Source organism: Roseivivax lentus, from assembly GCF_900156805.1.
Classification (GTDB): domain Bacteria; phylum Pseudomonadota; class Alphaproteobacteria; order Rhodobacterales; family Rhodobacteraceae; genus Roseivivax; species Roseivivax lentus.
In genome coordinates this window covers 481,850-504,066 of the sequence record NZ_FTOQ01000001.1, presented here as the reverse complement: position 1 = coordinate 504,066, position 22,217 = coordinate 481,850, and the positions used below count along the sequence as shown (strand labels likewise).

Sequence of the window (22,217 nt, the reverse complement as noted above, 5' to 3'; positions counted from 1 at the left end):
CCGCGCCCACCCGGCGCTCACATTTCTGTCACGAGAAACGGAGGAACCGACATGGCGCAACTCAAGAACATCCTGCTGGTCGACGACGACGAGGACCTGCGCGAAGCGCTGGCGGAGCAGCTCGTCCTGACCGAGGATTTCGAGGTGTTCGAAGCCGAAGACGGCGCCTCGGCGATGCGCAAGGCCAAGGAGATGCACCACGACCTGGTGATCCTCGATGTGGGCCTGCCGGATACCGACGGGCGCGAGCTGTGCAAGCTGATGCGCAAGCAGGGCGTCAAGGCGCCGGTGATGATGCTGACCGGCCACGATTCCGACGCCGACACCATCCTCGGGCTCGATTCGGGGGCGAACGATTACGTCACCAAGCCCTTCAAGTTCCCGGTCCTGCTGGCGCGCATCCGCGCGCAGTTGCGCCAGCACGAGCAATCGGAGGACGCGATCTTCCAGCTTGGCCCCTATTCCTTCCGGCCCTCGATGAAGGTGCTGGTGGACGAGTCGGATCGGAAGATCCGCCTGACCGAGAAGGAAACCAACATCCTGAAGTTCCTGTACCGCGCCCCCGATGGCGTCGTGCCGCGCGACGTGCTGCTGCACGAGGTCTGGGGCTACAATGCCGGCGTCACGACCCACACGCTCGAGACGCATATCTACCGGCTGCGCCAGAAGATCGAGCCCGATCCCTCGAACGCGCAGTTGCTGGTCACCGAAAGCGGCGGCTACCGGCTGATGTCCTGATTTTTTTTCGCGTCATGCGGGAACCGGGAGGTCGGCTCCGGGTTCAGGTCTTACCCGTTGCATGTGCGGGACCTCACATGCACCTCCCTGTTGGACTAGCCCGGGCCGCCGTGCCCGGGTATTTTTTTGCCCGCTTACGTGCCGGTTACGGCTGTGGCGCGGCGCGCGGGCGGCATGCGATCCTGGCAGGCGCGGGGGCGCGGCATAAGGCGTATCCAAAGTAAATCTTTCCACCACGCGGATCCGGCGCTTAGGCTTGGCGTGATGCCGGTCGGGACCCGGCAGGCAAAGGCCGCGGGGAACTGACATGTCTGCGATCCGCAAGATGTCGCGCGATTTCGCGACGCCCGACGACGCGCGGGCCTGGTGGGAACTGGCGATCAGCTTTGCGCTCTATGCCATGGGCATGATCGTGGCGCTGGGCTTCATCGGCCATTGGTGGGTGATGATCCCCGCCATGGCCTTTGCCGCCACGATGGGCCTCAGGCTCTACATGATCCAGCACGATTGCCTGCACCGGTCGTTCTTCACCGGGCGGATGGCCAATGACGTGGTGGGCACGCTGCTGTCGCCCATCGCGATGACGCCGTTCCAGGCCACCCGCTACAAGCACAACCTGCATCACGCCCATGTCGGCGATCTCGACCGGCGCGACGCCTTCGAGATCGACGTGATGACGCTGCGCGAATACGAGGCAGCGCCCCTCGGCCAGAAGATCCGGTACCGCATCTATCGCTCGCCGCTGATCCTCGTGGTGATCGGGCCGTTCCTGCTTTACGCGGTGCTGCGGCGGGTGCCGCTTTACGGGCTGAAGACCGGCCTCTGGGACCTCGTTCTGCACAACGCGATGCTTTTTGCCTATCTCTGGGCGGTCTGGGTCTGGACCGGCTGGGCGGGGATCGGCGTCTTCTACGGCATCGTCTACATCGCCACCTTCTTCGGCGGGCTGATCCCCTACATCCTGCACAATTTCGAAACCGTGCACTGGGGCGTGAAGCCGGATCTCGACTTCGAGACCGCCGCGCTGAAGGGCTCGGCGGTGCTGGATCTCGGGCCGGTCTTCGATCTGGCGATGATGAATATCGGCTATCACGACCTGCATCACCTCAATGCCAAGATCCCCGGCTACAAGCTCAGGGCCGCGCATCGCGCGCTGGAGGATGCGGGGCTGATCTCATCGACCCGGATCGGGCTTTGGGACGGCCTGCGCTGTCTGCGCTGGAAGCTCTATGACGAGGAGCATGGCCGGATGGTGCCCTTCCCGCCCCTGTCGCGTGGCGCGATGGGGCTGCCGGCGGAGTGAGCGGCCATGGCACGCGCATGGGCCCTGGCCTTTGCGCTGTCGCTCTGCGGTGCCTGCGCCCCGCCCACGGGGCTGAGCCAGCCCGCATCCGAAGCACCGCCCCTGCCGGATTATGTCCATGAGCGCTACTTCATCGAGCCCGCCTCTTCCCGCCGGCCCGAGCGGGGCGCGGAGGCGCTGCGCTTCGCCCTGACGCCCGGGGGCTGCAGCCCGGGCCCCGGCTGCGCGCGGTCGGCCATCGCGACGGGCGAGGCATGGCAGCCCGGCCACCAGACCATGATCGGCTTCGAGATACGGGTGCCGCGGGACTTCGCGCATCGCGGGCCGGGCCTGTCGGTCGCGCGCTTTCGTGCCGGGCGCGGCGGGCCGCTGCTGATCGACATGACGCTCGACCGGGACCGCGGGCTGACGGCGTTCGGCCGGGTCTGCCTTCCGCCGGAGGTTTTCGGCCAGTGGCGGCGGGTCTATCTGCGCATGGCCTGGGCGCAAGACGAGACGGGTTTCGTCGAGATCCGCTGCGGCCGGGGCGACATCCTGAGTGAGCCGGTGATCTACGCGGCGGAGGGCATTGCCACCCATCCGCCCGGCGCGCCCGCGCGGTACGATCTGCATCTGGGACTGGTGGCGGACCGGCCAGTGTCGCGGCCCGTCACGGTCGAGATGCGCCGCATCCTTTGGCGCAGGCTCTATGTGGTGCTGGGGCGGCCTGCGGGCGGGTAAGCGCCCGGCGCCAGAGCCCCGGGGCGCGGTCAGGCCGGCACCGCGTCGGGATCGGGCGAGATGGGCGTCTCGCGCATCATGGAGGATCTCAGGACGAGGAGGCCCCCCAGCGGCCATGCGGCGGCGCAGAGGCGCCAGTCGATGCCGGTCATCACCATGGCGAGCGCCGCCGCCCCCGCGAGGATGAGGCCGACGCGGGTGCCGGTGCTGATCCGTGACAGGACGGTCGGGCGGTCATGGTCACTCATTTTGCGGTGCTCGGCATCGTTATAGGCGGTCCAGGCGAAGCCCGCGCCACTAGGGCATTGCGGCCAGCGGACAGCAAAAGGCCCCGGGCGATCACCCGGGGCCTTTCGGCATTCACAATGAAGGCGGGATTATTCCGCGTCTTCCTTGGCCGCTTCGGGCTGGGCTTCCTCGCCCGTTTCCTGGTCGACGACCTTCATCGACAGGCGCACCTTGCCGCGATCGTCGAAGCCCAGAAGCTTGACCCAGACCTCCTGGCCTTCCTTCAGAACGTCCGAAGGATGGTTCAGGCGGCGGTTCTCGATCTGGGAGACGTGCACGAGGCCGTCACGCTTGCCGAAGAAGTTCACGAAGGCGCCGAAATCGACGATCTTCACGACCTTGCCCTTGTAGATCTTGCCCTCTTCCGGCTCCGCCACGATCGAGTAGATCATGTCGTAGGCCTTCTGGATGGCGTCGCCGTTCGGCGAGGCGATCTTGATGATGCCCTCGTCGTTGATGTCGACCTTGGCACCCGACACTTCCACGATCTCGCGGATCACCTTGCCGCCCGAGCCGATCACTTCGCGGATCTTGTCGGTGGGGATCTGCATGGTCTCGATGCGCGGCGCGTGCTCGGAGAACTCGCCGGCCGAGGACAGGGCCTTGTTCATCTCGCCGAGGATATGCATCCGGCCTTCCTTCGCCTGGGCGAGGGCCTTTTGCATGATCTCGGGCGTGATGCCGGCGACCTTGATGTCCATCTGCAGGGACGTGATGCCGTTCTCGGTGCCGGCGACCTTGAAGTCCATGTCGCCGAGGTGATCCTCGTCGCCCAGGATGTCGGTCAGGATGGCGTAATCGCCGTCCTCCTCCAGCACGAGGCCCATGGCCACACCGGCCACCGCCGACTTGAGCGGCACACCCGCATCCATCATCGACAGCGAGCCGCCGCAGACGGAAGCCATCGAGGACGAGCCGTTCGACTCGGTGATCTCGGAGACGAGACGGATCGTGTAGGGGAAGTCCGTCGCCGCCGGAAGCACCGCCTGAAGCGCGCGCCAGGCAAGCTTGCCGTGGCCGATCTCACGCCGTCCCGGAGGGCCCACGCGACCCGCTTCGCCGACCGAATAGGGCGGGAAGTTGTAATGCAGCAGGAAGTTGGAACGATAGGTGCCGTGCAGCGCGTCGACCATCTGCTCGTCGTCGCCGGTGCCGAGCGTCGTGACCACGAGCGCCTGCGTCTCGCCGCGCGTGAAGAGCGCCGAGCCGTGCGTCCGGGGCAGGATGCCCGTCTCGGACACGATGGACCGGACCTGATCGAGCGCGCGGCCGTCGATGCGGCGCGAATTCTTGACCACGTCGGCGCGCAGAACCGTCGATTCGAGCTTCTTCAGCGCGGAGCCGAGGTTCGGATCCGCCTGCTCTTCCTCGGTGAGACGCTCCTTGATGCCGTCCTTCGCCGCAGAGACCGCAGCGGTGCGCTCCTGCTTGTCGGTGATGGCGTAGGCGTCGCGCATCTCGACCTCGCCCAGTTCTTTGACCCGGGCATAGAGGTTCGCGTAATCGGGCGGCTGGAAGTCGAAGGGCTCTTTCGCGGCATCCTCGGCGAGGGCCACGATCAGGTCGACGACCGGCTTGAGCTGCTCATGGGCGAAGGTCACCGCGCCCAGCATCTCTTCCTCGGTCAGCTCGTAGGCTTCGGATTCGACCATCATCACCGCGTCGCGGGTGCCCGCGACCACGAGATCGAGGCGCTGGTCGGGGTTGTTGCGCAGGCCCTGCATGTCCTCGACCTCGGGGTTGAGGATGTATTCGCCACCCTCGTAGCCGACGCGGCAGCCCGCGATCGGGCCCATGAAGGGCGCGCCCGAGATGGTCAGCGCAGCGGAGGCCGCGATCATCGCCACGATGTCCGGATCGTTGACGAGGTCATGGGACAGAACGGTGCACATCACGAGCACTTCGTTCTTGAAGCCCGGGACGAAGAGCGGGCGGATCGGACGGTCGATCAGGCGCGCGGTCAGCGTTTCCTTCTCGGTCGGACGGGCCTCGCGCTTGAAGAAGCCGCCCGGCACCTTGCCGGCGGCGTAGTATTTTTCCTGGTAATGGACGGTGAGCGGGAAGAAGTCCTGCCCCTCCTTCGCCTTCTTGGCGAAGGTCACGTTGGCCATCACGGAGGTTTCGCCCAGCGTGGCGATCACCGAACCGTCGGCCTGACGGGCAACCTTGCCCGTTTCCAGTGTGAGCGTTTCCTCGCCCCACTGCATGCTTTTCGTCGTCGTATTGAACATCATCGTATCCTATGGCGGAGCACTCCCGAGCGTATCCCGGGTCTCCGATTTGAATGGCGGCCCCATTGCCGCCGCCCCCTATCCTATTGCATGGCCCGGGGGCTCTGGGCGTCACGTCTCAGATAGCGACGGCCCTACACGAGAATTGGCGATTTGGAAAGGGCGCGACTCAGAGCGGGCCGGTTTGCCACAGCCGCACCTTGGTGCCGCCGTGATCGACGATCGCGCCCGGTTTGCGCCAGGGCAGGCCGGCGGCGCGGGCGAGCTTGGCCTCGGAGGTGACCATGGCCACCCGCCAGCCCGGAAAGGCCGCGATCATCCGCGCGCCGAAGGCGGCGTAGAGACCGAATAGCGGGGATTTCGCACCGATCCGGAGCCCGTAGGGCGGGTTCACGATGACGAGGCCCGGCGGGCCGTCGGGCGGGGCCGCCTCGGTCACGGGATGGCAGGCGAAGCTGCAGAATGCGGCCACGCCGGCGCGTTCGGCATTGGCGCGGCTCATGGCGACCGCGCCCTGATCGCGGTCGGAGCCCGCAAAGCGCAGACCCGGCGGGGGGCCGCTCCTTCGCGCTGGTCGCGCGGCCTCGCAGGCGCCGGGATCGAAGGTGGCGAGATGTTCGAAGGCGAAGCCGCGGGCGCGGCCCGGCAGGAGACCCGCGGCGCGCTCCGCCGCCTCGATCACGAAGGTGCCCGAGCCGCACATCGGGTCGGCTACCGGCTCGGCCCCGTCGAAACCCGCCGCGCGCAGGAACAGGCTGGCCAGCGTTTCGCGCAGGGGTGCCTTGTTGACCTGCTCCTTCAGGCCGCGCTTGTGCAGCGAGGCGCCAGAGGTGTCGACCGAAAGCGTGCAGAGATCGTCCTCGATCCGCAGCTTGACCGTGACCGGGGCGTCCTCGGCGATCTCGGCGCCGAGCGTCGCCTTGAGCGCGGTCTCGATGCGTTCCTTCGCAGCGCCCGCATGGTAGATCTTCGACTTGCGGCTGGTGGCCTCGACCCGGACGGGCACATCGGCGCGCAGCCAGTCGGACCAGGGCAGTTTGCGCGCGCGCTTGTCGAGCTGGCTGAGGTGATGGGCGGGAAACTCCGCCATGCGCACCAGCACGCGGGTCGCGCCGCGCAGTTCGAGATTGGCGCGCCAGACCTCGGGCCAGCCACCCTTGAGCGACACGCCGCCGGGGATGATCCGGGTCACCGTGAAGCCCGCCGCGCGCGCCTCCTCGCCGAGGAAATGCTCGAGCCCCGGGGCGGTGATGAGGAAGATGTCGAGGGGGGATTTCATGGCGCGGGCTTAGTCCGGCGGAGAGGGCACGCGCAACGCAAAAAGGCCGCCTTCGCGGAGAAGACGGCCTTTCGCGAATTCCGGTGCCCGTGGCTCAGCGGCGGATGCCGAGCTTGCCGATCAGGGTCTTGTAGCGCGCTTCGTCGCGCGACTTGAGGTAGTCGAGCAGCTTGCGGCGCTGGGCGACGAGCTTCAGCAGACCACGGCGGGAATGGTTGTCCTTCTTGTGGGTCTTGAAGTGCTCGGTCAGCGCGGTGATGCGGGTCGTGAGGATCGCGACCTGGACTTCCGGCGAACCGGTGTCGCCTTCGGCGGTGGCGTAGTCCTTCATGACCTGCTGCTTGGTCTCGGCGGTAATCGACATCGGGGTCTCCTTTGGGTGTTGGTGTGAAGGCGCGAGCCGGGATGTCGTCCAGCAAGGCCGTTGGAGGGGGTCCGGCGCCGGGAGCGCGCGGATTGCGGGCGTATAGGGTGATTCCGGCGGGTTGGAAAGACCAAAGGTGCGGGGCGGGTGCTTGGGCCGGGTCGGGACAGGGCGGCCTTGTGCGGCTGCGGGGTGCTCTGAGGCGCGGGCCGCGCGGTGCGGTCGGGCTCGGAGGCCTGTCGCGGCGATCCTCGGCTCGGGGTGCAGGCGGCATTTGTAGGCGGGTGTGACCCGGGGTGGGGCTCGTCGGAGTGGCCTATACGGGGCTTCCGCACGGGACATCCGCGGCCAAGGCCCGGCGCAGCTTGGGTGTGGGAGCTCCCGCGGAGGAGTTCGGTTGAATGACCCGAACAAGCGATGCGGCGCGGCGGCGGTCAGGCGGCGGTGAGCACCTGGGCCGCTTCGCTGGCCGCGATCAGGACGATATCGCCGAGCGGCGGCGCGTCCTCCTCGCTCAGCGTGGCGAGGACTTGGTCGCCAACCATCAGCAGGACCTGCCCGGTCTGGTCGGGATGGGGCGCGTAGGCGATGTCGTCGGGCGGGCCGTCCGCGTCGTCATAGACCACGATCATGCGATCCTCGGACGGGGTGAAATCCGCGATGGATGCGCCCTCGGCGCCGATCCAGTGGCCGGTCACGAAGCTGTCCGCACCGGTGCCCCCGTCGCCGGTATCGCCGTCGCCGAGGATCAGCGTGTCCGCGCCCGCGCCGCCATTGACGAAATCGGCATCCGCGGGCGCGTCGTCGGACGCATCCCCCGCATCGTCGTCCACCGTATCATCCGTATCATCCGCGCCGGTTCCGGTCGCCGCCGCCGGGTTCGCCGCGATGCCCGACAGGACGGCCGGCCAGTCGACGCCCGAGACGAGGTCGTCGCCATCGCCGCCGAAGAGCGTGTCGGACCCGGCATCGCCCGTCAGCGTGTCCGCGCCTTCGCGGCCATGCAGCGCGTCGTCGCCGGCCCCGCCGGAGAGGGCATCGTCGCCCAGACCGCCTTCGAGGCTGTCGGCCCCGTCGGCGCCGAAGAGCGCGTCGTCGCCATCGTGCCCGAAGAGCGAATCGTCCCCTGCGCCGCCGTCGAGGCGATCCGCGCCCGCCTCGCCATGCAGCGTGTCCTGCCCGGTGCCGCCCGAGATATCCTCATCGCCCGCATCGCCGTGAAGCTCGTCGTCGCCGCCGAGGCCGGACAGGGTGTCGTCGCCCGCGCTGCCGGATACCTGGTCGGTGACATCGGTGCCGGAGATCATGTCGGCATCGGGCGAGCCCACGGTGATCAGGCCGCCTTCGGGCGAGAGCGTGAGGCTTTGCGCCGCCGCTTCGAGGATCTGCGTCCCGGCCGCGTCTTGCGACTCGGTGCCGATGGCGTCTTCGGGCGCGTCGGCGGCGTCGAAGCCGTCATCCTCGTCGGCGCCGGTGTCATCGGGCACGACCGAGAGGATCGCCACGGATCCGACGACCATCGCACCCATGAGACCTGCAAGAAAGAGCATCCCGCCCTCCAACATCCCTGCCATGTCGGGCAGGCGCGAAGTATGTCCCACGGCGGCACCCGATGCAAAAACTCCCGGTCTAGATGGTTAAGGAGAGCTTGCCGCCGGAACTGGCGCATAGCGGGCCTCCGGCTGCCAGATTTCGGGCGCGCGGGCATAGGGCACGTAGAGCGGATGGCGGGGATGGCCCGCCTGCGTCAGCCCCAGATGCCAGAGCGGCCCCATCGCCCGCGCGAGCGCGGTCGCGCGGCCCAGAAGCGCGCCATGCACGCCCCAGGCGGCGATGGTCATGCCCGCAGCTGCGTGCCAGTCCAGAAGCAGCGCATCGTTCTCCGGCCCGACCGGATCGGCAGCACGTTTCAGATCGGCGGGTCGGGTGGCGCGGTAGCCGAAGAGGTTGGCGATGCGCACCCCGCCCGCCCCCATTGCCCGCGCCCGGGTTTCGCAGCGGTGGATGGTGGGATCGTTCGCGCGTTCCGTGGCGGTCGAGGGGTTGAGCATCACGAAGAGCACAGGCGCGGCGTCGGACCAGCGCCGCGCGAGGCCGTAGCGGTAGGTCTCGCAGGGCGAGTAGAAGGCTTCGGACACGGTGTCTTCGGAGATATGGCTGCGGCGGATCATGGCCCCCGATTGGCGCGGCGGAGGCCTGGATGCAAGGGCCCGGCGTGGGGTGCGTCCGGTGAGGACGGGTGCGAGGGGCCAGCCCCTCGCGCTCCCCGGAGGTATTTCCGGTCCGGTCGGGACAGGGGCGGGGCGGCCCGAAGGCGGGCGCCCTACGCATCGGTCCGGATCACGCTATTTATGGGCCACGTACATGAACCGATCGGGAGAACTCATATGATCCGTACCGCTTTCATCACCCTGCCCTTCCTCGCCGCGGCGGGGCTCGCCTCGGCGGAAATCACCGGTGAATACCATCGCTACAGCGTCGGGGGCGTCGAATTCGAAGGCTATGTCGCGCGCAACAGCGACCTCGAGACCACCAAAGGCACGGTGCTGATCGTGCATGATTGGGACGGCATGACCGCCTACGAGGAGCGGCGCGCCGAGATGCTGGCCGCCGCCGGCTACACCGCCTTTGCCATCGACGTCTACGGCGCCGACGAGAACCCCCAGAGCATCGATGAAAACCGGGCGCTGTCGGGCGCGCTGTATCAGGACCGGGCGCTGTTCCGGCAGCGGCTGATGGGCCCATCGCAGAGGCCGCGAAGATCCCCGGCGCGACCGACAACATCGTGATTTCGGGCTATTGCTTCGGCGGTGCGGCGGTCCTGGAAGCCGCGCGCGCAGGCGCCGAGATCAATGGCTTCGCGGCATTCCATGCCGGGCTGGGTACGCCCGAGGGGCAGGATTACAGCGCCACCACGGCGCCGATCGTGCTGTTTCACGGCTCCGCCGATCCGGTCTCGGGCATGGCCGACATGGCCGCCGCGCTGGACGCGATGCAGGCGGCGGGTGTCGCCCACGAGGCGATGATCTTCGGCGGCGCGCGTCACAGCTTCACCGTCTGGGGATCGAACGACTACGACCTCGCGGCGGACGAGGGCTCGTGGGACGGGTTCATGGCGTTTCTCGACGACCGTCTCTAAGGCTCAGGCGCCCTCACCACTGCCCGGCCGGGATTGTCCCGGCCGGGCGCGTGCCGTCGCGGCCCTCAGCGATCGGCCTCGGCGCCGTCCTCGTCCGGGGGGGCATCCTGCGTGGGTTTCTTGCCCTCCTTGTCGGTGGCGGGCGCGTCGGGGATCTCGTGCGCCTCGCCCTCCACCTCTTCGGTGACATTGGCCAGCCGCAGCGCCTGGGTGCGGCCGTCCTTGGCCTCGCCGAAGAAGATGGTCTGGTGCGGGAAGGGGATCTCGATGCCGCGCTCGTCGAAGAGCTCTTTCAGCAGCGCGTTGTAGGCCCGGCCCACGCCCCATTGGCTGCCCGGCACGGTCTTGATCCGCGCGCGCAGCACGATCGCGCTGTCGCCGAAGGCGTTGAGCCCGAACCATTCCAGATCGCCGATGATCTCCTTGGCCTGCGCCTCGTCCTCCTTCAGCTTCTCGAAGGCGTCGAACATGGCCTGCTTGGCCTCGGCGATGTCCTCGCGGTAGGCGATGCCCATGTCGCAGACGAAATACGAGAAATCGCGCATGAAGTTCGACACCATGTCCACCGACGAGAAGGGAATGATGTGGAAGGTGCCGTTCAGGTCGCGCAGGCTCACCGAGCGCACTGTCAGCTTCTCGACGACGCCGGTGGTGCCGCCCACGGTCACCACGTCGCCCACGTTCATCGCGTTCTCGAACTGGATGAAGACGCCGGTGATGATGTCCTGCACGAGCTTCTGCGCACCGAAGCCGATGGCGAGGCCGAGAACACCGGCGGAAGCCAGGAGCGGGCCGATATTGATGCCGATCTCCGACAGCGCGAACATCAGCGTGAGGATGATGAGCACGATCGTCGCGGCATTGCGCAGCAGCGACAGCAGCGTCTTTTCGCGCGAGGTCGGCACCGCGCCGATATCCGGGCTGAGCCGGTAGTCGATCCAGGAATTGAGCGCCAGCCAGATGATCCCGGCCACGAGCAGGATCAGCAGCGTCGTCACCACGCGGCCCGAGGCCTCGACCCCGAAATCGGTGGCGAACCACGCCGAGAAGTCGATCAGGCCGATCGTGTCGAAGGCATAGAGCGCGACCGCCGCCGCCACCAGGAGGCGCAGCGCGATCAGGATCTTCGGCACCACGCGGTTCAGGCGCGATTGCAGGAGTGGCAGCCGTTCGTTGACCGTCTCGGGCAGCACCACGCCGGAGCGCAGCCAGCCGCCGATGGCCCCCACCAGCACCGATCCGCCGAGGATCGCGGCGAAGACCTTGGCGGAGCCCAGCACATAGGTCAGCACCACGTCGTTTGACTGCGACAGCACCACCCCGACCATGAAGGCGAGATAGGCCAGCACGAACCAGTGCCAGGTCCGCGTCAGCGTGCCGAGCACGCCGCCCAGCCGGGCGCTGGCATGAACCTCGTCATCCTCTTCGGGCCGGCTGTCCTTGGCCATGAGGCGCCGCGCGATCCAGTCCGCGACCGGCGCATGGTGCCGGACCACCAGCACGACGAGGTAGATCAGCACGAAGATCGACACGATCGCCGAAACGGCGGTGCCCGCGGCCAGCGACACGGCGCGTTCGACCACCGGCACGACCAGAAGATAGCCGTAGCCGAGCACCGAGACGATGATGCTCATGTGCCGCGTCAGGCGATGCGCGCTGCGGTTCGACACGTTGACGAGGCGCAGGGTGGCACTGCTCGGCGACAGGATCGCGCGGATCGCGACCCGGATCATGCCGACCATCAGGAACGCATTGAGATAGAGCGCCTGCCGCAACCCGATCTGGCCCGAATCGCCCACCGCCAGCAGCGTGATGGCGTAGCCCAGACCCCAGGCCGCGATCACGATGCCCGCATCGATCAGAATGCCGCTGAGGAAGATGAAGATCGTGCGGAGCGCGTTGGCGCCCGCCGCGCGCTCGCCGGCGCGCTTGAAGACGGGGCGGAACACGGCGCGCAGCGACAGGTAGACCGCGACGGTGATCGCGATGACGATGGCGAGGTTCTTCAGCGCGTCGAGCAGGATGCCCAGCTCGTCGCCCGAAAGACCGTCGAGAACGGTGTCGCCCTGCACCAGCCGGTCGGCGAAGCCGATCACCGCCGAGGCCGCGCCCTGCGCGACCTCCTGCGTGAACTGGGCGATGCGCGTGCCGATGGCCTCGACCGCCTGGGCGGCATCGGCGACGGGCTCGCCGCCGCTCTCGCCCGATCCGCCGCTGTCGCCGGCGCCCTCACCGCTGCCGGAGCCGTCGCCCGAGCCGGACCCATCGCCCGACACGGCCTGTTCAAGCTCCTCGATCAGCGTCTGGCGGGCCTGCTCGTCGCGCAGCACCTCCAGCAGGCGCTCCAGCGGCGCCGAAGCCGCCCCGTCCGCCGTCTCGCCGGAAGCCTCGCCGCCACCGCTCCCCGTGCCGAGGCCGGGCAGCATCTGCGCCGCCGCGGGCTGGGCCAGAACGAAAAGAAAGAGGCCGAGAAGACCGGCGAGGCACATCCGCACGAGCCCCGCAATCGGGAGATTTCCGTTCCGCACCATTTACCTGTCCTCGTCTTGTCTTGCTTTTTCGCGCCACGAAACACGGGCGCCGCGTCGCCCCTGCTGGGTCGTTCCGGGCGCGCATCCCTGCCGCATATTGTCGCTGAAACCAACCCCGGGCGGGTTTTGTTCCCCCGCAAGACCCGTGCGGGCCCGCAGATGCCGGGCGCAGGGCGCGCCGTCCTATCGGAACCAGACCAGGGAACTCGGGGGGGATTTGGTGGAGCCTAGGGGGATCGAACCCCTGACCTCTTGCATGCCATGCAAGCGCTCTCCCAGCTGAGCTAAGGCCCCGTGCCGCGCAGCCCGGAGACTGCGTCGTGCGGCGTCAGATACGAAAGTCCCAAAGCGGGTTCAAGGCAAAAAACGATGCCCGACCCGCTTTGTCTTCCGCATCAATCGTCGTCGTCGTCCGCGACATCCGCGATCTCGTCGAGCGAGACGTTTTCATCGTCGTCGTCATCCTCGAGCACGTCATCATCGCCGAGATCCACATCGACGTCGTCATCATCGACGACATCCGTCTCCTCGGTATCGGCCTTCTTGGCCTTGCGGCTGGCGCCGTCGGCGGCGTCAGCAGCGATCATCGAACGCTTGCCGGTCTCGATCACGACGACCTCGCCCGTATAGGGGCTGACGATCGGATCGCGGTTCATGTCGTAGAATCGCTTGCCCGTTGTCGGGCACAGCCTTTTGACGCCCCATTCTTCCTTGGCCATGGGAGGTCCTTTCCATCTGGTCACACTTGCGGACAATTCGGGGCACCTGCCATAAGGTCCCGGCGGTGTCAAAGCCTTTGACGCCGGGTACGCGCATGCGCTCCGACAAGAGGCCAGATGGGCATCATCGAACTCAATGGCAACCCGCCCATCGCGGTGACCCTTCGCCGCTCTTCGCGGGCGCGGCGCATCTCGCTGCGCATGTCGGGCATCGACGGGCGGGTGACGCTGACAATGCCGCGTTTCGTGCCCGAGCGCGAAGGCCTCGCCTTCCTGCGCGAAAAGGAGGAATGGCTGCGCGCGCATCTGGAGCGGCGCGCGGATCCGGTCACCATCGGCCCCGGCGTGATCCTGCCGGTCGAGGGTATCGCGCGCCGGATCGAGAGCACCGGCACGGGCCGCCTGCGCATCGAGGCGGACCGCATCGCGGTGCCGGGGCCCGAGGCGCGCATCGCCGCGCGGCTTCAGGCGCATCTGAAGACCCGCGCCCGCGACCGGCTGGCGGAGGCCTCGGACCGCTATGCCACGGCGCTGGGGCGGCCCTATGCGCGCATCACCCTGCGCGACACGCGCTCGCGCTGGGGGTCGTGTTCCAGCCGGGGCGGGCTCAGCTATTCGTGGCGGCTGATCCTCGCGCCGCCCGAGATCCTTGACTACGTCGCCGCCCACGAGGTCGCGCATCTGGCGCATATGGACCATTCGGAGCGCTTCTGGCGGCAGCTCACCGCGCTTTACGGCGATTGGCAGGGACCGCGCCGCTGGCTGCGCGAGAACGGTGCGGAGCTGCACCGCTACCGTTTCGGCGATTGACGCAAGGGGCTTTCGTGATCACATTTTCCGCATGTTGACGCCGCCCCGCCCCGATCCCGTGACAGCCCCGCGCGTGGCCGAGGCCGCGCCGTCCGCGCATGACAAGGTCTATCGCGGCCTGCGCACGCGGATCATGTTCGGCCAGATGGCCCCGGGCGTGGCGCTGACCCTGCGCGGCATCGGGCGCGAATTCGGCGTCTCCATGACGCCCGCGCGCGAGGCCGTGCACCGGCTGGTGGCCGAGGGCGCGCTGTCGATGTCGGCCTCGGGGCGCGTCGCCACGCCGGAACTCTCCCCCGACCGGATCGAGGAACTGGCCGCTCTGCGCGCGCTGATCGAGGTCGAGCTGGCCTCCCGCGCCCTGCCGCGCGCCCATATCGCGCTGATCGAGCGGCTGCAGAGCATCAACAGCGCAATGACCGACGTCGTCTCGAATCGCGACGCGGTGGGCTATATCCGCACCAATCTCGAATTTCACCGCACGCTCTATCTGCGCGCCCAGGCGCCCGCGATGCTGGCCATGGCCGAGACCGTCTGGCTGCAGCTCGGCCCGACCATGGGCGCGCTCTATTCCCGCCTGCGCCGGTCCGAGGCGCCGCAATACCACCGGCTGATCGTGGCGGCGCTGAAGGCGGGCGACGAGCCGTCGCTGCGCCTCGCGGTACGTTCGGACGTGACGCAGGGCCTGAAGATGCTGGCGACCTGAGATGTCGCAGGGCATCGCGCTGATCGCCATCGGAGCGCTGTTTCTCACCGGCCTCGCGGCGGACATGATCGGGCGGCGCACGAGGCTGCCGCGCGTCACGCTCCTGCTGATCCTCGGCATCGCCATCGGCGCGCCGGGGCTCGACCTGATCCCGCCGGGCATCGCCGCGCTTTACGAGCCGGTCTCCATCGTCGCGCTGACCATGGTGGCCTTCCTTCTGGGCAGCGCGCTGCAGCTCGACCGGCTGCGGCGGCGGGGCCGGGCGATCCTATGGGTCTCCGTGGCGATCGTGCTGGTCACGCAGGCGCTGGTGACGCTGGGCCTCTGGGCGCTGGGCGCGCCGGTCGCGATGGCGCTTCTGATGGGGGCGATCGCCTGCGCCACGGCGCCCGCCACGACCCGCGCGGTGCTGCAGGAAAGCGGCGCGACGGGGCCCTTCGCCGAGACCGTGGAGGGCATTGTCGCCATCGACGACGCCTGGGGCATGATCGTCTTCGCGCTGGCGATGGTCGGCGCCCAGATGCTGACCGACGGCCCGGCGAACGGACAGGGCGCGGCGGGCCTTCTGGCGGCGGGCCACGAGATCGTCGGCTCCGTCGCGCTGGGCCTCGCCATCGGTCTGCCCGCGGCGCATCTGACCGGGCGGCTCAGCCCCGGCGAGCCGTTGCAGACCGAGGCGCTGGGCCTCGTCTTTCTCGTGGCGGGGCTCGCGCTCTGGCTCGATCTGTCCTTCCTGCTGGCGGGCATGACCGTGGGTGCGGTGATCGTGAACCGCGCGACGCATCACGACCGCGCCTTCCACGAGATCGAGCATATCGAGTGGCCCTTCCTGATCCTGTTCTTCCTGCTGGCGGGCGCCACGCTGGAAGTGGCGAGCCTGGCGGAGCTCGGCCTTCTGGGCGCGGGCTTCGTGGCGTTGCGGATCGGCGCGCGGGCGCTCGGCGGCTGGATCGGCGGGCTGGCGGGCGGGCTGCCGGCGGTCGAACGCCGCTGGATCGGGATGGCGCTGCTGCCGCAGGCGGGCGTCGCGGTGGGCATGGCCCTCATCGCCGCCGAGCGCCTGCCCGGCCATGGCGAGGCGATCCTGAGCCTGACCATCGGCACCACGGTGCTGTTCGAGCTGGCCGGGCCGATCTTCACCGCGGTCGCGCTGCGCCGCGCGGGCGCTGTGCCGCCCGGCGCCCCCTCCCCCGCCCCGCAGGAGTGACGGGCGGGCGGTGCCCGTGCGCGAAAGACCGCGCCACCTTGCGGCTTCATCTTTCCGGATAAACGCAGAAAGCCCGAGGAAACGGCCCGGGGCCGTTTTCGAGATATCATGCCGCGCGGGGCTGCAAGCCCCGTGCGACCGCCGGATCAGGCCGGTGCCCGGCGCCCCGGTCCGGCCAGGGGCCGGCGCGCGCTCAGGCCGCCAGACCCTTGGAGCCAATATTGAGGAATTTCTTGCGCCGCGCGGCCACGTAGCCCTTGGGCTCGATCTCGTTCATCTCGCCCAGCATGGCGGTGATCGCCTCGCCCACCGCGGCGATGGTCGCCTCGGTGTCGCGATGCGCCCCGCCCAGCGGCTCGGGGATCACCCGGTCGCAGACACCGAGCTTGTGCAGGTCCTGCGCGGTCAGGCGCAGCGCCTCGGCGGCCTCGCGCATCTTCTCGGCATCCTTCCACAGGATCGAGGCGCAGCCCTCGGGCGAGATCACCGAATAGACCGAATGCTCCAGCATGGCGACGCGGTTGGCGGTGGCGAAGGCCACGGCCCCGCCCGATCCGCCTTCGCCGATGATCACCGACAGAAGCGGCACGCCGATCTGCAGGCATTTCTCGGTGGCGCGCGCGATGGCTTCGGACTGGCCGCGCTCCTCGGCGCCCTTGCCGGGATAGGCGCCGGGCGTGTCGACAAGCGTGATGACCGGCAGGCCGAAGCGGTCGGCCATGTCCATCAGCCGGATCGCCTTGCGGTAGCCCTCGGGCCGGGCCATGCCGAAATTATGCGTCAGGCGCGACTTGGTGTCGTGGCCCTTCTCGTGGCCGATCACCACGACCGCGCGGTCTTGGAACCGCGCGAGCCCGCCCATCACCGCGTCGTCCTCGCCGAAGGCGCGGTCGCCCGCGAGCGGGGTATATTCGGTGAAGAGCGCGTCGATGTAATCGCGGCAATGCGGGCGCATCGGGTGCCGGGCGACCTGGCATTTCCGCCAGGGCGTCAGCTTGCCGTAGAGATCGCGCAGCATCCCGGCGGCCTTCTTGTCGAGCGCGCGCGCCTCGGCCTCGATATCCATCTCTTCGTTGCTGCGGGCCATCGCGCGCAGCTCTTCCGCCTTGCCCTCGATTTCGGCGAGCGGTTTTTCGAAGTCGAGATAATGGGTCATCTGCGCCCCTGCCTGTTGACTTGGCGTTATATGCCGTCCGGCGGCGCCGGTTGCAACAGAACCGGTCCAGTTCGCCTCAGTTGAGGATCACCGGGATCAGCGACGCCACGAGCAGCCCCGCCATTGTCCAGTTGAACAATCGCAGCCGCCGCGGGTCCTGCAGAAAGCGCCGGAGCGCGGTGCCCACCACCGTCCAGCTGGTGGTCGACACCATCGAGCAGGCCACGTAGGCCCCCACCACCCACACCACCGCGCCCAGGGACTTGCCCGGCGCGTAGAGCGTGATCGCCGACAGCGCCATCGACCAGGCCTTCGGGTTTACCCACTGGAAGGCGGCGGCCTGCAGGAACGACAGCGGCGTGCCCTTCCGACCGGCTGCCTCGGCGGTATCGGTGCGATCCGCCTCGGGCGGGGCGGCATTGGCGATCTTCCAGGCGAGATAGAGCATGTAGGCCACCGACAGCACCGTCAGGATGCCGTAGGCGGGCGGCCACAGATCGAAGAGCCGCATCACCCCGAGCCCGACGCAGAAACACATCGCCGGAAAGCCGAGCCCCACCCCCGCCATGTGCGGCAGCGTGCGCCGGAAGCCGAAATTCGCCCCCGAGGCCATGAGCAAGAAATTGTTGGGCCCCGGCGTCATGACGGTGACGAAGGCGAAGGCCACGAGCGCGGTGAAGAGTTCTGGTGTCATGCGGCGCATTAATTCGCAATCATCCCGCGATGTAATTGCAATTTCAGCCGCCTTGACGATTAATTCGCAATTTATGAGCGTCATGGACGATATCAACCGCAAGATATTGCAAGAGCTGTCCCGCGACGGGCGGCTAAGCAACCTTGCCCTCGCCGAACGCGTGGGCCTGTCGCCCTCGGCCTGCCTGCGCCGGGTGGCGGCGCTTGAGCGCTGCGGCGTGATCACCGGCTACCGCGCGGTGCTGTCGCCCGAGAAGATGGGCGCCGGGTTCATCGCCTATGTCACCGTGGCGCTGAACTCCCACACCAAGGCGAGCCAGCTCGCGTTCGAGCGCGCCATCGCCCGCGCCCCCGAGGTCCGCGAATGCCACAACATCACCGGGGCCGTGGAGTACCTTCTGCGCGTCGAGGCGGCGGATCTGGCCGCCTACAAGACCTTCCATACCGATGTTCTGGGCACGTTGCCGCAGGTGCACGCGATCACCTCCTACGTCGTGATGGGCTCTCCCAAGGATGAGCGGGGATAACCGCGCGGCTTGCGTCCCGCCGCAGCCCCGGATTATTGCCGCGGGCGAGATGAAGGAGCCCCGACATGCGCGCAGATTACGACGAGCTCGCCAAGACCATCGCCGCCCTGACCGAGGGCGAGACCGACGCGATCGCCCTGATGGCCACCATCGCGTGCGAATTGCATCACGCCGACGACCGGTTCGACTGGACCGGCTTCTACCGCGTCACCGGGCCCGAGATGCTGAAGATCGGGCCCTATCAGGGCGGGCATGGCTGCCTCGTCATCCCGTTCTCGCGCGGGGTCTGCGGTGCGGCGGCGCGCAGCGGCGAGGTGCAGATCGTGGATGACGTGGACGCCTTCCCCGGCCACATCGCCTGCGCCTCCTCGACCCGGTCCGAGATCGTGCTGCCGGTCCGGAACGGCGCGGGCGTGCTGCTGGGCGTCCTCGATATCGACAGCGACCGGCCCGCCGCCTTCGACCGCGCCGATGCGGACGCGCTGGCGGGCATCCTCGCGCGCAGCTTCGAGCACGCCGCGTGAGCGGACAGGCCTGGCTGGTCTTCGCGGGCTTCTGGGTTCTCTTCGTCACCTCGCCCGGGCCGAACGCGGTCAATTGCATCCAGAACGGCATGACGCACGGCTTCTGGCGGTCGCTCTGGGGCGTATTGGCGATCCTGACGCAATCGCTCCTGTTCCTCTTCCTGTCGGCGCTGGGGATCACCGCGCTGCTGACCGCGGCGCCCGCGGGTTTCCTCGCGGCGAAGATCGCCGGTGCGGCGGTGCTGATCTGGCTCGGCATAAGGGGCTGGCGGCGCGCGGGCCAGCCCCTGGGCCATGTCGCGGCGGCGCCCGGGTCGATCTACCTGCGGGCCTTCGCGGTCGCCACGATCAACCCCAAGAGCGTCGCGGGCTATCTCGCCGCCTTCTCGCAATTCGTCGATCCCGGCGTCCCGATCCCGGAGCAGATGGGGGTGATCGTGCCCACCGCGCTCAGCATCACCGCCATGAGCTATGCGGGCTATACCGCGCTGGGCGCGGCGCTGGGCCGGGCGGCGCTGAGCGCGGTGGCCGACCGGCGGGTCCGGAGTGGCCTTGCGGCCTGTTTCGTGTTCTATGGTCTGGCGCTCGCCGCCACCATTTTCGCGTAGAAAGGACCCCGCCCATGCTGACCGGAAGCTGCTGTTGCGGCGACATCACCTTCACCGTCGCGGGCACGCCCAAGGGGGCCGCGGTCTGTCATTGTTCGCAATGCCGCAAGATGTCGGGGCATCTGTGGTCGTCGTCCTACGTGCCCGAAAGCGATATCACCATCACCGGCGCGCCGCGCTGGTTCGCCGCCAGCGACAGCGCCACGCGCGGCTTCTGCCCGCGCTGCGGGTCGTTCCTGTTCTGGAAGGCGCATGACGAGGACACGATGAGCTTCGCCATGGGCGCCATCGACGGGGCGACGGGCATGCGCATCGTCAAGCACATCTTCACCGACAGCCGGGGCGACTACTACGATCTGCCGGACGACGTGCCGCTCAGCCCGTGACCGATCTTTTCGCCCTGCCCGACTGGCCGACGCTGCTGAGCTTTCTCGGCGCGGGCATCCTTCTGAACCTGACGCCGGGCGCCGACGTGATGTTCGCGATGGCCTCGGGCGCGCGGGGCGGGCCGCGGGCGGGTGTCGCCGCGGCGGCGGGGATCACCGCGGGGGCCACGGCCCATATCTGCGCCACCGCCTTCGGACTGGCCGCGGCGCTGGCGGCGAGCCCGGGCGCCTTCGAGGCGATCCGCTGGCTCGGCGCGGCCTACCTTCTCTATCTGGCGGTGCAGACCTGGCGCGCGCCGCCTGCCGCGCCGGAGACGGGCGGCAGCGCGCGGCTTGGCCCGGCTTTCCGGCGCGGCTTTCTCACCAACCTGCTCAACCCCAAGGTGGCGCTGTTCGTGCTGGCCTTCCTGCCGCAATTCGCCGACCCGTCGCGCGGCCCGGTCTGGAGCCAGATCCTCACGCTCGGCGCGCTGTTCCTGGTCACCGGCTTCGTCATCACCGCCGGGTACGGCGCGATGGCGGGGGCGCTGTCGGCGCCGCTCCGGCGGCATGGCCGGGCGATGAACCGGATCGCGGCGCTGGTCTTCGGCGCTTTGGCGGTTAGGTTGGCATGGGGATGACACATGGCCCCCCGGTGGGGGCCTTCAGATGAGGGGGCATTCATGGCCAAGATAACGCTGCTCGATGGCGGCATGGGCCAGGAGCTGATCAAGCGCTCCGGCGACAAGCCCACGCCCTTGTGGGCGACCCAGGTGATGATCGACCGCCCCGGACTGGTGGAGCAGGTCCATACCGCCTTCTTCGACGCGGGCGCGACGGTCGCGATGGCGAACACCTACGCGCTGCTGCCCGACCGGCTGGAACGGGCGGGTCTTCTGGACAAGATCGACACGTTCCGCGCCGCCGCCCTCGCCGAGGCACAATCGGCGCGCGAGGCCCATGGCAAGGGCCGGATCGCGGGCTGCATCGGGCCGCTCGGCGGCTCCTACCGCACAGACATGTTCCCCGGCATGGAGAAGGCCGTCGCGGTCTATTCCGGGATCGTGCGCCAGATGGCGCCCGAGGTCGATATCATCGCCTTCGAGACGCTGGCGACCCTCGACACGCTGCGCGCGGCCCTCGCGGCGGCCGAGGAGACCTCGAAGCCGGTCTGGATCGGCCTGACGGTCGACGACAAGGACGGCACGCGCCTGCGGTCGGGCGAGCCCGTGGCCGAAGCCGCCGCACTGGCCGCGGCCGGGCGCTGCGACGCGCTGCTGATCAACTGCTCGGCGCCCGAGGCGATGGGCCCCGCGCTCGCGGCGGCGGCGCCGTCCGGTCTGCGCCTCGGGGCCTATGCCAATGCCTTCGCGCAGATCACCAGCGATTTCCTCGATCCCGAGGCCACGGTCGACTCGCTGTCCGCGCGCCGGGACATGGGGCCGCAGCGCTATGCGGGCTTCGCCATGGACTGGGTGAAGCAGGGCGCGACCATCGTCGGCGGCTGCTGCGAGACGGGCCCGGAGCATATCGCCGCCATCGCCGAGCGGCTGCGCAATGCGGGGCACGAGATTGTCTGACAGTCCGGGCACGGCATACGACCCGCCCGAAGGCGACATCCCCGTCCTGCATGCCGATCACGAGATCCTCGTGGTCGACAAGCCCGCGGGGCTCCTGTCGGTGCCCGGCAAGGGCGAAGCACTGGCCGATTGCCTGATCGCGCGGCTCGCGACGGCCTTTCCGGAGGTGCTCCTGGTGCACCGGCTCGACCGGGACACGTCGGGCGTCATGGTCTTCGCGCTGACGCCCCATGCGCAGCGCCATCTCGGGCTGCAATTCGAAAAGCGGCAGATGAAGAAGACCTACGTGGCGCGGGTCGCGGGGCGCATCGCCGAGAAGACCGGCGAGATCGACCTGCCGCTCATCGTCGACTGGCCGAACCGCCCCCTGCAGAAGGTCGATCACGCGGCGGGCAAGCCCGCGCTGACCGGCTGGCGGGTGATGAAGGCCGGCGACGACGAGACGCGGGTGCGGCTTTTCCCGAAAACCGGCCGGTCGCACCAGCTCAGGGTGCACATGCTGGCGCTGGGCCATCCGATCCTGGGCGATCCGCTGTATGCGCCCGAGCATGCGGGTGCCTATCCGCGCATGATGCTGCATGCGGAGGAGCTGCGTCTGCGCCATCCCGATGGCGGGCGCGGCATGCAGTTCCGTGCGAGGCCGCCCTTCTGAGGCGCAAGGCGGGGGAAGGCCGCGTGCCGCGGCCTGCGAGAGGCCAGCCTCTCGCGCTCTCCGGAGGTATTTCCGGT

The 22,217-nt window shown here is 68.7% G+C and carries 25 protein-coding genes and 1 tRNA gene; 15 read left to right on the top strand and 11 right to left on the bottom strand.

From position 1 onward, the window contains the following. Positions 1-51: 51 nt before the first annotated feature. From BW990_RS02395 to BW990_RS02385, 3 genes are all read left to right on the top strand, one after another. Entirely contained in the window at positions 52-738 is a 687-nt protein-coding gene (locus tag BW990_RS02395; protein ID WP_076444608.1) for a response regulator transcription factor, read from the top strand. Between the two features lie 307 nt (positions 739-1,045). Continuing rightward, entirely contained in the window at positions 1,046-2,041 is a 996-nt protein-coding gene (locus BW990_RS02390) for a fatty acid desaturase (protein ID WP_076444606.1), read from the top strand. A gap of 6 nt (positions 2,042-2,047) precedes the next feature. Further along, a complete protein-coding gene (locus tag BW990_RS02385; protein WP_076444604.1) occupies positions 2,048-2,761 on the top strand; it encodes a hypothetical protein in 714 nt (237 codons plus the stop codon). 29 nt (positions 2,762-2,790) lie between these two features. Here the strand turns inward: BW990_RS02385 and BW990_RS02380 are convergent, their stop codons facing one another. From BW990_RS02380 to BW990_RS02355, 6 genes are all read right to left on the bottom strand, one after another. Next, entirely contained in the window at positions 2,791-3,009 is a 219-nt protein-coding gene (locus BW990_RS02380; protein ID WP_076444602.1) for a hypothetical protein, read from the bottom strand. 129 nt (positions 3,010-3,138) lie between these two features. Then, a complete protein-coding gene (gene pnp, locus BW990_RS02375; RefSeq protein WP_076444600.1) occupies positions 3,139-5,280 on the bottom strand; it encodes a polyribonucleotide nucleotidyltransferase in 2,142 nt (713 codons plus the stop codon). A 169-nt stretch (positions 5,281-5,449) separates the two neighbouring features. Further along, positions 5,450-6,559 (bottom strand): THUMP domain-containing class I SAM-dependent RNA methyltransferase, encoded by a 1,110-nt coding sequence (locus BW990_RS02370; RefSeq protein WP_076444598.1) that lies wholly within the window; start codon positions 6,557-6,559, stop codon positions 5,450-5,452. A gap of 94 nt (positions 6,560-6,653) precedes the next feature. Then, positions 6,654-6,923, bottom strand: a complete 270-nt coding sequence (rpsO, locus tag BW990_RS02365; protein ID WP_076444595.1) for a 30S ribosomal protein S15 — start codon at positions 6,921-6,923, stop codon at positions 6,654-6,656. A gap of 434 nt (positions 6,924-7,357) precedes the next feature. Next, the gene (locus BW990_RS02360) at positions 7,358-8,497 is read right to left on the bottom strand and encodes a calcium-binding protein (protein ID WP_234990137.1); all 1,140 of its coding nucleotides are present in this window, start codon (positions 8,495-8,497) and stop codon (positions 7,358-7,360) included. Positions 8,498-8,560: 63 nt separating this feature from the next. Beyond that, positions 8,561-9,094 (bottom strand): DUF1643 domain-containing protein, encoded by a 534-nt coding sequence (locus BW990_RS02355; RefSeq protein WP_076444591.1) that lies wholly within the window; start codon positions 9,092-9,094, stop codon positions 8,561-8,563. A 216-nt stretch (positions 9,095-9,310) separates the two neighbouring features. Between BW990_RS02355 and BW990_RS22435 the strand changes: the two genes are divergently transcribed. Beyond that, positions 9,311-9,712, top strand: a complete 402-nt coding sequence (locus tag BW990_RS22435; RefSeq protein ID WP_268794321.1) for a dienelactone hydrolase family protein — start codon at positions 9,311-9,313, stop codon at positions 9,710-9,712. Next, positions 9,709-10,062, top strand: a complete 354-nt coding sequence (locus tag BW990_RS22430; RefSeq protein WP_268794320.1) for a dienelactone hydrolase family protein — start codon at positions 9,709-9,711, stop codon at positions 10,060-10,062. Before BW990_RS22435 ends, BW990_RS22430 begins: the two co-directional genes overlap by 4 nt. Before the next feature lie 65 nt (positions 10,063-10,127). Here the strand turns inward: BW990_RS22430 and BW990_RS02345 are convergent, their stop codons facing one another. The 3 genes from BW990_RS02345 to BW990_RS02335 form a co-directional block, all read right to left on the bottom strand. Next, entirely contained in the window at positions 10,128-12,593 is a 2,466-nt protein-coding gene (locus BW990_RS02345; protein ID WP_076444589.1) for a mechanosensitive ion channel domain-containing protein, read from the bottom strand. A 218-nt stretch (positions 12,594-12,811) separates the two neighbouring features. Next, positions 12,812-12,887, bottom strand: a tRNA-Ala gene (locus BW990_RS02340). Positions 12,888-12,988: 101 nt separating this feature from the next. Further along, positions 12,989-13,312 carry a TIGR02300 family protein gene (locus tag BW990_RS02335; RefSeq protein WP_076444587.1) on the bottom strand — a complete coding sequence of 108 codons (324 nt, stop codon included), beginning with the start codon at positions 13,310-13,312 and terminating at the stop codon, positions 12,989-12,991. A 117-nt stretch (positions 13,313-13,429) separates the two neighbouring features. Between BW990_RS02335 and BW990_RS02330 the strand changes: the two genes are divergently transcribed. The 3 genes from BW990_RS02330 to BW990_RS02320 are packed head-to-tail and all read left to right on the top strand — an operon-like array spanning position 13,430 to position 16,035. Further along, on the top strand, positions 13,430-14,122 hold the full coding sequence (locus BW990_RS02330) for a M48 family metallopeptidase (protein WP_076444585.1): 693 nt from the start codon (positions 13,430-13,432) through the stop codon (positions 14,120-14,122). A 31-nt stretch (positions 14,123-14,153) separates the two neighbouring features. After that, a complete protein-coding gene (locus BW990_RS02325; protein ID WP_076444583.1) occupies positions 14,154-14,828 on the top strand; it encodes a GntR family transcriptional regulator in 675 nt (224 codons plus the stop codon). 1 nt (position 14,829) lies between these two features. Next, positions 14,830-16,035 carry a cation:proton antiporter gene (locus BW990_RS02320; RefSeq protein ID WP_076444581.1) on the top strand — a complete coding sequence of 402 codons (1,206 nt, stop codon included), beginning with the start codon at positions 14,830-14,832 and terminating at the stop codon, positions 16,033-16,035. 193 nt (positions 16,036-16,228) lie between these two features. On the opposite strand, the gene BW990_RS02315 is transcribed toward BW990_RS02320, so the two are convergent. Both BW990_RS02315 and BW990_RS02310 read right to left on the bottom strand, forming a co-directional pair. Then, the gene (locus BW990_RS02315; protein WP_076444579.1) at positions 16,229-17,191 is read right to left on the bottom strand and encodes an acetyl-CoA carboxylase carboxyltransferase subunit alpha; all 963 of its coding nucleotides are present in this window, start codon (positions 17,189-17,191) and stop codon (positions 16,229-16,231) included. A 76-nt stretch (positions 17,192-17,267) separates the two neighbouring features. Then, positions 17,268-17,885, bottom strand: coding sequence for a LysE family translocator (locus tag BW990_RS02310; RefSeq protein ID WP_076445122.1), 618 nt, complete (start codon positions 17,883-17,885; stop codon positions 17,268-17,270). 82 nt (positions 17,886-17,967) lie between these two features. On the opposite strand from BW990_RS02310, the gene BW990_RS02305 reads away from it, so the two are divergent. From BW990_RS02305 to BW990_RS02275, 7 genes are all read left to right on the top strand, one after another. Next, positions 17,968-18,411 carry an Lrp/AsnC family transcriptional regulator gene (locus tag BW990_RS02305; RefSeq protein ID WP_083950457.1) on the top strand — a complete coding sequence of 148 codons (444 nt, stop codon included), beginning with the start codon at positions 17,968-17,970 and terminating at the stop codon, positions 18,409-18,411. A 65-nt stretch (positions 18,412-18,476) separates the two neighbouring features. After that, a complete protein-coding gene (locus BW990_RS02300) occupies positions 18,477-18,935 on the top strand; it encodes a GAF domain-containing protein (protein WP_076444575.1) in 459 nt (152 codons plus the stop codon). Beyond that, on the top strand, positions 18,932-19,543 hold the full coding sequence (locus tag BW990_RS02295) for a LysE family translocator (RefSeq protein ID WP_076444573.1): 612 nt from the start codon (positions 18,932-18,934) through the stop codon (positions 19,541-19,543). Before BW990_RS02300 ends, BW990_RS02295 begins: the two co-directional genes overlap by 4 nt. A gap of 14 nt (positions 19,544-19,557) precedes the next feature. Continuing rightward, positions 19,558-19,929, top strand: coding sequence for a GFA family protein (locus tag BW990_RS02290; RefSeq protein WP_076444571.1), 372 nt, complete (start codon positions 19,558-19,560; stop codon positions 19,927-19,929). Continuing rightward, entirely contained in the window at positions 19,926-20,549 is a 624-nt protein-coding gene (locus tag BW990_RS02285; RefSeq protein ID WP_234990136.1) for a LysE family translocator, read from the top strand. The genes BW990_RS02290 and BW990_RS02285 overlap by 4 nt, the downstream gene beginning before the upstream one ends. 42 nt (positions 20,550-20,591) lie before the next feature. Continuing rightward, complete coding sequence (locus BW990_RS02280) at positions 20,592-21,488, top strand: homocysteine S-methyltransferase family protein (protein ID WP_076444569.1); 897 nt, start codon at positions 20,592-20,594, stop codon at positions 21,486-21,488. Next, a complete protein-coding gene (locus BW990_RS02275; protein ID WP_234990135.1) occupies positions 21,481-22,140 on the top strand; it encodes an RluA family pseudouridine synthase in 660 nt (219 codons plus the stop codon). Before BW990_RS02280 ends, BW990_RS02275 begins: the two co-directional genes overlap by 8 nt. Positions 22,141-22,217: the final 77 nt, after the last annotated feature.

Coding starts and splice junctions, on each gene's coding strand:
- BW990_RS02395 (WP_076444608.1), top strand. CDS start 52: ATGGCGCAACTCAAGAACATCCTGCTGGTCGACGACGACGAGGACCTG.
- BW990_RS02390 (WP_076444606.1), top strand. CDS start 1,046: ATGTCTGCGATCCGCAAGATGTCGCGCGATTTCGCGACGCCCGACGAC.
- BW990_RS02385 (WP_076444604.1), top strand. CDS start 2,048: ATGGCACGCGCATGGGCCCTGGCCTTTGCGCTGTCGCTCTGCGGTGCC.
- BW990_RS02380 (WP_076444602.1), bottom strand. CDS start 3,009: ATGAGTGACCATGACCGCCCGACCGTCCTGTCACGGATCAGCACCGGC.
- pnp (WP_076444600.1), bottom strand. CDS start 5,280: ATGTTCAATACGACGACGAAAAGCATGCAGTGGGGCGAGGAAACGCTC.
- BW990_RS02370 (WP_076444598.1), bottom strand. CDS start 6,559: ATGAAATCCCCCCTCGACATCTTCCTCATCACCGCCCCGGGGCTCGAG.
- rpsO (WP_076444595.1), bottom strand. CDS start 6,923: ATGTCGATTACCGCCGAGACCAAGCAGCAGGTCATGAAGGACTACGCC.
- BW990_RS02360 (WP_234990137.1), bottom strand. CDS start 8,497: ATGGCAGGGATGTTGGAGGGCGGGATGCTCTTTCTTGCAGGTCTCATG.
- BW990_RS02355 (WP_076444591.1), bottom strand. CDS start 9,094: ATGATCCGCCGCAGCCATATCTCCGAAGACACCGTGTCCGAAGCCTTC.
- BW990_RS22435 (WP_268794321.1), top strand. CDS start 9,311: ATGATCCGTACCGCTTTCATCACCCTGCCCTTCCTCGCCGCGGCGGGG.
- BW990_RS02345 (WP_076444589.1), bottom strand. CDS start 12,593: ATGGTGCGGAACGGAAATCTCCCGATTGCGGGGCTCGTGCGGATGTGC.
- BW990_RS02335 (WP_076444587.1), bottom strand. CDS start 13,312: ATGGCCAAGGAAGAATGGGGCGTCAAAAGGCTGTGCCCGACAACGGGC.
- BW990_RS02330 (WP_076444585.1), top strand. CDS start 13,430: ATGGGCATCATCGAACTCAATGGCAACCCGCCCATCGCGGTGACCCTT.
- BW990_RS02325 (WP_076444583.1), top strand. CDS start 14,154: ATGTTGACGCCGCCCCGCCCCGATCCCGTGACAGCCCCGCGCGTGGCC.
- BW990_RS02320 (WP_076444581.1), top strand. CDS start 14,830: ATGTCGCAGGGCATCGCGCTGATCGCCATCGGAGCGCTGTTTCTCACC.
- BW990_RS02315 (WP_076444579.1), bottom strand. CDS start 17,191: ATGACCCATTATCTCGACTTCGAAAAACCGCTCGCCGAAATCGAGGGC.
- BW990_RS02310 (WP_076445122.1), bottom strand. CDS start 17,885: ATGACACCAGAACTCTTCACCGCGCTCGTGGCCTTCGCCTTCGTCACC.
- BW990_RS02305 (WP_083950457.1), top strand. CDS start 17,968: ATGGACGATATCAACCGCAAGATATTGCAAGAGCTGTCCCGCGACGGG.
- BW990_RS02300 (WP_076444575.1), top strand. CDS start 18,477: ATGCGCGCAGATTACGACGAGCTCGCCAAGACCATCGCCGCCCTGACC.
- BW990_RS02290 (WP_076444571.1), top strand. CDS start 19,558: ATGCTGACCGGAAGCTGCTGTTGCGGCGACATCACCTTCACCGTCGCG.
- BW990_RS02280 (WP_076444569.1), top strand. CDS start 20,592: ATGGCCAAGATAACGCTGCTCGATGGCGGCATGGGCCAGGAGCTGATC.